The 11226-nt window shown below is 32.9% G+C and carries 8 protein-coding genes; 5 read left to right on the top strand and 3 right to left on the bottom strand.

The window, feature by feature from the left end:
• The 3 genes from FLAPXU55_RS01695 to gltX all read right to left on the bottom strand — a co-directional run.
• The coding region (locus FLAPXU55_RS01695; protein WP_180856293.1) for a helix-turn-helix domain-containing protein at positions 1-251 on the bottom strand (251 nt) is incomplete at its 3' end.
• A 67-nt stretch (positions 252-318) separates the two neighbouring features.
• Positions 319-1302, bottom strand: a complete 984-nt coding sequence (locus FLAPXU55_RS01690) for an SPFH domain-containing protein (protein WP_180856291.1) — start codon at positions 1300-1302, stop codon at positions 319-321.
• 243 nt (positions 1303-1545) lie between these two features.
• Positions 1546-3051, bottom strand: a complete 1506-nt coding sequence (gltX, locus tag FLAPXU55_RS01685; RefSeq protein WP_180856290.1) for a glutamate--tRNA ligase — start codon at positions 3049-3051, stop codon at positions 1546-1548.
• A 163-nt stretch (positions 3052-3214) separates the two neighbouring features.
• Here gltX and FLAPXU55_RS01680 point away from each other — a divergent pair, with 163 nt between their 5' ends.
• From FLAPXU55_RS01680 to FLAPXU55_RS01660, 5 genes are all read left to right on the top strand, one after another.
• Positions 3215-6619, top strand: a complete 3405-nt coding sequence (locus tag FLAPXU55_RS01680) for a coiled-coil domain-containing protein (RefSeq protein ID WP_180856281.1) — start codon at positions 3215-3217, stop codon at positions 6617-6619.
• Positions 6616-7035 (top strand): rRNA maturation RNase YbeY, encoded by a 420-nt coding sequence (gene ybeY / locus FLAPXU55_RS01675; protein WP_180856279.1) that lies wholly within the window; start codon positions 6616-6618, stop codon positions 7033-7035. The genes FLAPXU55_RS01680 and ybeY overlap by 4 nt, the downstream gene beginning before the upstream one ends.
• A 506-nt stretch (positions 7036-7541) precedes the next feature.
• Entirely contained in the window at positions 7542-9413 is a 1872-nt protein-coding gene (gene mnmG, locus FLAPXU55_RS01670; protein WP_180856277.1) for a tRNA uridine-5-carboxymethylaminomethyl(34) synthesis enzyme MnmG, read from the top strand.
• 325 nt (positions 9414-9738) lie between these two features.
• Entirely contained in the window at positions 9739-10104 is a 366-nt protein-coding gene (locus FLAPXU55_RS01665) for a hypothetical protein (RefSeq protein ID WP_235991978.1), read from the top strand.
• Between the two features lie 89 nt (positions 10105-10193).
• The gene (locus FLAPXU55_RS01660) at positions 10194-11042 is read left to right on the top strand and encodes a class I SAM-dependent methyltransferase (RefSeq protein WP_180856276.1); all 849 of its coding nucleotides are present in this window, start codon (positions 10194-10196) and stop codon (positions 11040-11042) included.
• The last annotated feature ends 184 nt before the right edge of the window (positions 11043-11226 follow it).

The raw sequence follows: 11226 nt of genomic DNA, 5'->3' as shown, positions 1-11226 counted from the left end.
TCCAAAGATATAGACTTATTTTGAATGGTTTGTATCACTTTCAATTTAAAGTCTGCAGTGTAAATTTTATTTTTTTGTCTTGGTAAAAGACCTTCTATTCCAAATTCATTATAACGGCTAATCCAGCATGTAAGGTTGCTTTCGGCTATCTTGTTTGCTCTGGCTGTGCCTTTAACCGAGTTGTGTCTTTTTAAAACTTCTTCTACACAACGAAGTTTAAATTCACAATTGTACTTGACTTTTCTTTCCATAAAAATGCCCCCAAATAGTGTCTAACTTTTTGGGGGCAGTTCATTAAGCCTCTTTTTTATTTTCTAATTATGATTGAACTTCTGGTTGAATGTCATCTTCATAGCCAGATTGTGGTTGAATTGGTTTTGGTTTCTCCACTTTTTTATTGTGTTTTTTCATCATTTCACCAACCTGGTTTGATGCTGAAAATGAAGCAACCATATTATTCAACATATCACTTCCGGCTTGTGGAGAATTAGGTAACAAAATTAAATTTGAATTTGCATCAGCTCCAATTGCTTGTAAAGTATCGTAATGCTGTGTAACGACAATTAGGGCAGAAGCTTCTTGAGAATTAATACCAACATTATTTAAAACTTCAACACTTTCTACAAGACCTCTTGCAATTTCACGACGTTGATCTGCAATACCTTGACCTTGTAAACGTTTACTTTCAGCTTCGGCTTTTGCTTTTGCAACAATTCTAATTCTTGAACTTTCAGCTTCAAATTCTGCAGCCGTTTTTTCTCTGTCAGCAGCGTTGATTCTGTTCATTGCATTTTTAACCTGAATGTCCGGGTCAATATCTGTAACCAAAGTATTGATGATATCGTATCCGTAAGTTGTCATCGCTTCGTTCAATTCTCTTTTTACTGCAATTGCGATATCGTCTTTTCTTTCAAAAACATCATCCAATTTTAGTTTCGGAACCTCGGCACGAACTACGTCAAATACATAAGCAGTAATCTGATCGTGTGGATATTCTAGTTTATAAAATGCATCATATACTTTATCCTGAATAACTTTAAACTGAACAGAAACTTTCATTTTGATAAAAACGTTGTCTCTTGTTTTGGTTTCAATGATAACATCAAGCTGTTGAATTTTAAGATTTACACGTCCGGCCAATCTGTCAACCAATGGAATTTTTAACTGTAATCCTGAATTTCTAACACTATGAAATTTTCCAAATCTTTCAATAATTACAGAACTTTGCTGTTTTACTGTAAAGAAAGAAGACATGAAAATAAAGAATGCTAGTACTGATAAGATAATAAATGCTGTACTCATGGTGATATATTTTATATTTTTGATCTTGGTAAATTACGAAAATTCTTCTAAATTAAATTTTTTAAACATTAAAAAAACGCTAAGAACATTTGTTAGATGTTTCTTAGCGTTTAAAGTTTTTTACCATTAAGTAAATTAAGTCAAGCTTTGTCAAGTTAATTAAGCTAAGCTTTATGAACTTAAATATTTATAATTTTACCATTTAGTAAGCTTTATAAACTTAATATCTTAATGGTAAAATTTTTATAAAGTTGCTATCGCTTTCTGAATTCTGGCAATAGTTTCTTCTTTTCCAATGATTTCAACAATGTCAAATAGGTGAGGACCTTTAAGAGCTCCAACTAAACTTAAACGGAAAGGCTGCATAACTTTACCCATTCCAATTTCATTTTTCGTCAACCAGTCTTTTACGATTGCTTCGATATTTGCTGAATCAAAACCATCAATATATTCTAGTGTTGAAATCAATTCCTGCATCAAAGCCGGAGTTTCTTCCTTCCAGTTTTTACTTGCTTTTTCATCATAAGATGTTGGAGCCTGGAAAAAGAAATCAGTTAAATCCCAAAATTCAGAAACAAAATGTGCTCTTTCTTTAATAAGTGAAACTATACGAGTTGTCACTTCGAGGGGAGTCGAGAAGCCTTTTTCAACCAAAATAGGAGAGAAGCTCTTCGCTAAATCGGCATCATTTTGTTTGATTAAATATTGGTGATTGAACCATTTGTTTTTCTCAGGATCAAATTTTGCTCCCGCTTTATGCACTCGGTTTAAGTCAAAAGCTTCTACTAATTCTTCTAAAGAATATAATTCTTTCTCTGTTCCATCATTCCAACCTAACAAAGCAAGGAAGTTTACAACTGCTTCTGGGAAAAATCCTTTCTCTCTGTAACCAGATGAAATCCCTTCTTCGGTTTTCCATTCTAGTGGAAACACAGGAAATCCTAATTTATCACCATCTCTTTTAGATAATTTTCCGTTTCCAACCGGTTTTAAAATCAAAGGTAAATGTGCAAACTCTGGAGCATCCCAACCAAAAGCTCTGTATAATAAAACGTGAAGTGGCATCGATGGCAACCATTCTTCACCACGAATTACATGTGAAGTTTCCATTAAATGATCATCAACAATATTCGCTAAATGGTAGGTTGGTATTCCGTCACTTTTAAACAAAACTTTATCGTCAAGAAGATTCGTTTCAAACTTAACATCTCCACGAATGATATCTTTTAAATGTAAAGTTTCGTTAACCGGAGTTTTAAAACGAATCACATAATGCTCTCCATTTGCAATTCTTTTAGCAGTTTCTTCAGCAGAAATTACTAACGAAGTATCTAATTTTTCACGGTTGTGATGATTGTATATAAAAGTTTTTCCTTCAGCTTCGTGTTGTTTTCTATGTGCATCAAGAGCTTCAGGAGTATCAAAAGCGTAATAAGCCCAGCCCGAATTGATCAGTTGATCTGCATATTTTTGGTATATTTCTTTACGATCACTTTGTCTGTACGGACCAAATTTTTCATTTTTTCCAACCGTTTCTTCAGGAGAAATTCCTAACCATTCCAGCGCTTCCATAATATAAGCTTCGGCACCAGGAACAAAACGAGTCTGATCTGTATCTTCAATTCTCAGATAAAAAACACCGTTATGTTTTTTTGCAAATAAATAATTAAATAGGGCAGTACGAACTCCGCCAATATGTAATGGTCCAGTCGGACTTGGTGCAAAACGCACTCGAACTTGCTTTGACATTTGTTTATAATTTTGCTGCAAAGATACAACTTTAGATAAATCCCAATTTTTTAAAATTCCAAATTCTAATGTGTATTTCAGGTTGGAATTTGGAATTTATTTTTTGGAATTTGAATCTTTATAATTACTACTTTTATGGGTTATAATTAAAAGATATTTTATTTTGAAAACATCATCTGCAATATATCAGAAGTTAGAAGGATTTATAAAGAAATATTACATGAATGAATTGATAAAAGGAGCACTTCTTTTTATTGGTTTTGGACTTTTGTATTTCTTATTTACACTTTTTATAGAGTATTTTCTTTGGCTTAAACCATTAGGAAGAACACTTTTATTCTGGATATTTATCGCAGTAGAAGTTTTTCTGTTGTTTCGTTTTATCTTATTTCCAATTTTTAAGTTGTTCAAACTTCAAAAAGGAATCGATTATAATCAGGCTTCGGCTATTATTGGAAATCATTTTACAGAAGTAAGTGATAAACTAACAAACTTTTTACAGCTTTCTTCAAACGAGAATTCTGCTGAAAGTTCAGAATTAATGTTGGCTTCGATCGAACAAAAAGCAAATTCATTACAGCCAATTCCGTTTGGAAATGCCATCAATTATAAATCAAATAAAAAATATTTGCCATTAGCTTTAATTCCGGTTTTGTTATTTGCAGTGTTTTTTGTTTCGGGAAATAGCAATATTATTTCTCAAAGTTTTAATAGAGTAGTACATTTTAATTCTGCATTTTTACCGCCGGCACCTTTTAAATTTGTGGTTTTAAATGATAAACTTCAAACAGAACAAAACAAAGATTTTATTGTAAAAGTAGAAACAGAAGGAAACGTTGTTCCGGAAAATGTGATGATTCATATAGGTAACGAAAGCTATTTTATGGAATCTTCTCAAACCGGAAAGTTTGAATTTAAGATTGAAAAACCAACATCAGATGTTCAATTTTCATTTGAAGGAAATTCAGTTTCATCAAATGAATATGAATTAAAAGTTATTACAGTTCCATCAATTGCCAACTTCGAAATGGTTTTGAATTTTCCATCTTACCTAAAAAAGAAATCAGAAACGATTCAGGGAACAGGAAATGCAATCGTACCAGAAGGAACAATTGTAACCTGGAAAATGAAAACGCAGTCAACTCAAGAGGTAGTTTGGAAAGATGAAAACTCAGTTTTGAAGTTTAATAAGGCCGAAAACGAGTTTAAATTAGCTAAAAATATTAATCAAAATACAGAATATCAAATTCTTACTTCCAATAATAAGGTTAAAAACTACGAGAAATTAGACTATCAGCTGTCAGTTATCAAAGATCAGCATCCAACAATTACTGTTTCGCCAGCTCCGGATAGTTTAAAATTAGATAAGAATTATGTTTTAGGAAGATTGGGAGATGACTATGGTTTATCAAAATTACAGGTTGTTTATTACGAACATGGAAAACCACAAGCTGCTAAACGCGGAACCATTCCTGTAAAGCAAGGAGTGTTCGATCAGTTCGTTTTTAACTTTCCAAGTAATCTTGCAGTTGAAGAAGGAGTATCGTATGAATACTATTTTGAGGTTTTTGATAACGATGCATTGCACGGATTTAAGAGCACAAAATCTTCTACATTTTCAGATCGTGTTTCTACTACAGATGAAATTCAAGATGCAGAATTGCAGCAGCAAAATGCCAATATTAATAGTTTATCTAAATCATTAAAGAATCAGGAAAAGCAATTTTCTGAAATGGATAAACTTAAAAATACAGGAAAAGAAAAAGATAATTTAGAGTTTAAAGATCAGCAAAAAGTAAATGATTTTATCAAACGTCAAAAGCAACAAGATGAAATGATGAAGCAGTTTGCTGAAAAAATGAACAAGAATTTAGATAAATATAATACAGACAAGAAAGATAAAACTGCCGAAGATTTACAAAAGCGTTTAGATAATGCCGAGAAAGATTTAGAGAAAAATCAGAAATTGATGGATGAGTTAAAGAACCTAAACGACAAATTAAACAGCGAAGAGTTGTTTGATAAAATGGAAAAGTTCAAACAAATCAGCAAAAATCAATCTCGTAATTTAGAACAATTAGTTGAATTAACGAAGCGTTTTTATGTTGAAAAGAAAGCAGAGCAGGTTGCAGAGAAGTTAAATAAGTTAGCAGAAAAACAAGAACAGCTTTCTAATAAAGATGCTGAAAATACAAAAGAAAAACAAGACGATATCAATAAATCATTTGATAAAATTCAAGAAGACCTTAAAGATTTAAAAGATGAAAACAATAGTTTAAAATCTCCTTTGGATATTCCGAAAGATGCTTCAAAAGAAAAAGATGTAGAGAATGATTTGAACAAAGCATCAGAAGAATTAAATAAAAAGAATACTTCTTCGGCTAAGCCAAAACAAAAAAGTGCTTCGAAGAAAATGAAGTCAATGGCAGAGCAAATGAGTTCAAGTATGGAAGGTGGAGAACAAGATCAATTAGAAGAAGATGTTGCCATGCTTCGTCAAATTCTGGATAACCTTTTAGCATTTTCATTATCTCAGGAAGATGTAATGAAACAATTTAAATCGATGAAATTAGGTTCTTCTGCATATACGAAGAACATAAAAATTCAGCAGAATTTAAAACAACAGTTCCGTCATGTCGATGACAGTTTGTTTGCAATGTCTCTTAGAAATCCAAAAATAGCAGAAGATGTTACGAAGGAAATTGGTAACGTACAATATAATATGGACAAAGCGATTGAAGTTTTAACCGATGTTCAAATCCCAAAAGGAGTTTCGCATCAACAATATGCTGTTTCATCTGCAAACAAATTAGCCGATTTTTTAAGTGATCTTTTAAATAATATGCAGATGCAAATGTCTAAACCGGGAACGGGTAAACCAAAACCTGGAGACGGACAAGGAATGCAATTACCAGATATTATTCAAAAACAAAAAGGCTTGGCTGATAAAATGAAAGAAGGAATGAAGCCGGGAGATAAACCGGGAAGTGGTCAGCAAGGAAAAAGTGGAGAAGGAAAACAAGGCCAAGGACAGGGTAAAGAAAGCGGACAAGGAAAAGATGGACAAGGCAAAGACGGTAAAAATGGTCAGGGTAAAAATGGACAAGGAGGAAAAGAAGGAGGAAAAGGTAACGAAGGAAATGATGGTGAAGATGGAGAAGGTGACGCTGAAAAGATAATGGAGATTTACAAAGAGCAGGTTAAACTTCGTGAAGCTTTACAAAAAGAGTTAGCCAAAAAAGGATTAGACATGCAAGGTAGATCTGCAATCGAACAAATGAAAGCATCAGAAAAACAGATTTTAAATAAAGGATTTAAGAATGAGAACCTGCAAAGAATTTTAAATATTCAGCAAGAGTTATTAAAATTAAACAACGCAGTTCAGCAACAAGGTCAGGATACGAAGCGTCAATCTGAAACAAACAAGGCTGAATTTTCTAATCGTTCAAATGCGTTGCCAAGCTCATTAACTGATTATTTAAATAGTGTAGAAATTTTAAATAGACAATCGCTACCTTTGCGCTCGAATTTTAATCAAAAGGTTCAAGAATATTTTAATACAAAATGATAAACTTTAATTACGAAACCGAATTTTCTTTAGATAACGAACAAGCTTTTACAGATTGGTTAAGCGCAGTTATTGTTTCTGAAAAGAAGAACGAGGGAGAAATAAATTATATTTTTTGTGATGATGAATACCTGCATAAAATAAATGTAGAATATTTAAACCACGACACATTAACTGATATTATCAGTTTTGATTATACAGTTGGTAACGAACTAAACGGAGATATTTTTATTTCTGTTGAAAGAGTAGAAGACAATGCGAAAGATTTTAATGTTTCTTTCGATGAAGAATTGAAACGCGTATTGGCTCACGGTATATTACACTACTGTGGTTATAAAGACAAAAGTGATGCTGATGTAGAACTTATGCGTTCTAAAGAAGACGAAAAGATCGCGATGTTTCACGTGGAACAGTAACAAGGAAATAAATTCCAAAGTTTTAAAATTTTAAATTCCAACTGTTCCACGTGAAACATATTAAATCTTGTTTCGGTTTCAAAGGAGATTTTAATATTTATACATAACGTTCCACGTGAAACATTTCTGTTTTTTGATTGAATTTATAATAAACGTTCCACGTGAAACACTGGTGAAAGCGTTTCGTTTTTTTTAACCGTATCGAGTTTAAATAAGGATTTTAGGTTTTTAAAATCTACAAAGTGTTTCACGTGGAACACGAATCTGTTTTTTTGGACTCGTGATTTATAATGTTTCACGTGGAACAAGAAATCAAGAAGCTTGTGTTTTTTAGATTTGGTTATTTCTGATTCAAAACAAACGTTCCACGTGGAACGCAACGAAGTTGGAATTTGGAATTTTTGAAAGTGTTATTTGTGCTTTAGCACAGTTCCACGTGGAACAAAAGAAAATAAAGTTAATTCTGAGAACCACCTTAAACGGTTTGCAGAGAATAATAAAACAAAATGTTTTTAGAAGAATACGATGTTATTGTAGTTGGTGCTGGACATGCAGGATCTGAAGCCGCGGCAGCGGCCGCAAATTTAGGATCCAAAACTTTGTTGGTTACAATGAGTTTGCAGAACATAGCCCAGATGTCTTGCAATCCTGCAATGGGGGGAATTGCAAAAGGACAAATTGTTCGTGAGATCGATGCACTTGGAGGTTACTCCGGAATTGTTTCAGATCGAACTGCAATTCAGTTTAAGATGTTGAACAAATCAAAAGGACCAGCAATGTGGTCCCCGAGAGTTCAAAGTGATCGAATGCGTTTTGCAGAAGAATGGAGAATGATGTTGGAGGGAACTCCAAATTTAGATTTTTACCAGGAAATGGTAAAAGGTCTGATTATCGAAAACGGAAAGATAAAAGGAATTAGAACTTCGCTTGGAGTTGAGATTCGTTCCAAATCGGTTGTGTTGACAAACGGAACTTTTTTGAACGGATTAATTCATATTGGAGAAAAACAATTTGGTGGAGGAAGAGCAGGCGAAAGTGCCGCAACCGGAATTACCGAAGATTTGATCAAAGCAGGATTTGAAGCTGGAAGAATGAAAACAGGAACGCCGCCACGAGTTGATGGACGTTCTTTAGATTATTCTAAAATGAACGAAGAAAAAGGAGATGCAGTTCCGGATAAGTTTTCTTATTCGGATTTAACCGTTCCGTTAACGCATCAAAGATCTTGTCACATGACATACACTTCGCTTGAAGTTCATGATATTTTGAGAGAAGGTTTTGATCGTTCGCCAATGTTCAACGGAAGAATTAAAAGTCTTGGTCCAAGATATTGCCCTTCAATCGAAGATAAGATTAATCGTTTTGCAGATAAAGAACGCCACCAACTTTTTGTTGAACCAGAAGGATGGAATACTTGTGAAGTTTATGTAAACGGATTTTCAACTTCGCTTCCGGAGGATATTCAATTTAAAGCTTTGAGTTCTGTTGCCGGTTTTGAGAAAGTGAAATTCTTCCGTCCGGGTTATGCAATCGAATATGATTATTTCCCGCCAACACAATTGAAACATACTTTGGAAACTAAGTTAGTTGAAGGATTATATTTTGCCGGACAAATTAATGGAACGACAGGATATGAAGAAGCAGCTTCGCAAGGTTTGATGGCCGGAATAAATGCGCATTTAAAAGTGCATGAAAAAGCGCCATTAATTTTAAAACGTGACGAAGCATATATTGGAGTTTTGATCGACGACTTAATTACGAAAGGAACAGAAGAACCTTATCGTATGTTTACGTCAAGAGCAGAATATAGAACATTGTTGCGACAAGATAATGCCGACTTTAGATTGACACCAATGTCACATGAAATTGGTCTTGCTTCTGAAGCTCGTTTGCGAAGAATGGAAAAGAAATTAAATGAGTCTGAAAAGATGGTTGCATTCTTCAAAGAAACAAGTGTTTCGGTTGCTGAAACAAATCCAATTTTAGAAGCAAAAGAAACGGCTCTAATTACGCAAGGTGATAAAATGTTTAAAGTATTCTCACGTCCGCAAATTGATTTAGAGGATATGCTGAAATTTGAAAAAGTAAAAGCATATGTTGAAGAAAATGATTTGGACAAAGAAATTTTAGAACAAGCAGAAATCCAGGTTAAATATTCCGGGTATATCGAAAAGGAAAGAAACAACGCCGATAAACTTACTCGTTTAGAAGAAGTGAAAATTCCGGAGAATTTCGATTACAATAAAATCAAATCAATGTCGATTGAAGCGAAACAGAAATTAAGCAAAATTCGACCAGTTACAATTTCTCAGGCATCAAGAATCAGCGGCGTATCACCAAGTGATATTTCCGTGCTTTTGATTTATATGGGAAGGTAAGGATTTTAAATTTTAGATTTCTGAGTTTAGATTTTAGATTTTTCTAGAATTGCATATTAGAAAGTATTTGATTTGTTTCACGTGAAACAAATTGAAGTGAATTGAAATTTTAGATTCTAATAAAGCAATCTAAAATCTAAAGTCAGAAATCTAAAATAGAATTTGTTCCACGTGAAACTTATTTGATTCTGTTAATCGAATAGGTGGTTAAAGTTTAAATTTCATTTATGAAGATTGTTGAAAAAGAAATTTTATCTGAAGAAGAAAAAGAAGTTTGAGAGAACTTTGGAACGAGGAATATCCGGCAAGATTAAATTGCAAAACAATGCAGGATTTTGAATTTTACTTAAACGGTCTTTCAAATACAAAACATTATTTGCTGTTTGATGCGTTAGATAAAATTAGCGGCTGGGCATTTACTTTTTTGAGAGAAGATGAAAATTGGTTTGCTATAATTTTGAATCATCAAATTCAGGGAAAAGGAAATGGAACACTTTTGATGAACGAATTAAAAAAGAATAATACAACTTTGAATGGCTGGGTTGTGGATCATGAAAATGAAGTAAAACAAAACGCTGCTCATTATAAATCTCCAATGCCATTTTACATTAAAAATGATTTTACAATTTTGACAGAAATCAGAATTGAAAACGAAAAAATGTCGGGAGTAAAAATTAATTGGAAACGATAAATAAAATATAAAATCAGGAAGCCCTAAAAGTGAAAATTTTACTTTTAGGGTTTGCTATGAAATTCAACCAAAATACCTATAATTAAAAAATGGACGTTTTAAACAAAAAACATTTTCTTACTGTAAAAGACCATTCTGTTTCGAAAGAAATTTTCGATTTGTACTATGATGAAAATCTGGATATGCTGATAACTTCTCCGCAGCCGGATTTAGAAAATTTAGGAAGATATTACGAAAGCGAAGATTATATTTCGCACACAGATAACAAACGTTCTGTTTTTGAAAAAGCATATCATTTTGTAAAAAGTATTGCTTTAAAAAATAAACTGAATTTAATTAATTCAGAACAATCTCAAAAAGGAAAAATTTTAGACATCGGTGCCGGAACCGGAGATTTTTTGTTAACAGCAAAAAATGACGGGTGGAATGTAATTGGAGTTGAACCAAGCGAGCGGGCAAAAAATATTGCCAAGCAAAAAGGAATTTCATTTGTTGAAGAAATCAGCGAACTCAAAAATAATTCCTTTGACGTAATTACAATGTGGCACGTTTTAGAACACGTTCCAAATTTGGAACTTCAAATTCAGGAATTGAAGCGATTATTAAAACCAACTGGAACATTAATTGTTGCGGTTCCAAATTTCAAATCGTTCGACGCAGAACATTACGGAGAATTTTGGGCAGCTTTTGATGTGCCAATTCATTTTTGGCATTTTTCAAAAAAAGCGATAAAATCACTTTTCGAAAAAGTCGACATGAAATTGGAAAAAGTACTTCCAATGAAATTTGATTCATTTTATGTGAGTCTGCTTTCTGAAAAATACAAAACCGGAAAAATGAATTTTATCAAAGCATTTTTCATCGGTTTAAAATCAAATTTAAAAGCGTCGAGTACAAAAGAGTATTCATCTCACATTTACGTGCTAAAAAACAACTAAAACGCAAAATAAACGCATTTAAGACGCTTTCTTTGACTAGACGAGGCTTTGTGTCGTCTTTTCCGAGAAAACGGCTCTAATAAAAGCTATGAAAGTCACTTTTAATAGTGATATTTTATAGCTTTTTTTGCATCCATAAAGAAAACTAATACCTCAAAAAGACTACAGTTTTTGGCTTTTTTTC

Source organism: Flavobacterium panici, from assembly GCF_903819335.1.
GTDB classification, from domain to species: Bacteria; Bacteroidota; Bacteroidia; order Flavobacteriales; family Flavobacteriaceae; genus Flavobacterium; species Flavobacterium panici.
Note: the sequence above shows the minus strand (reverse complement) of the source record. Positions and strands in the feature narration are given on the sequence as shown.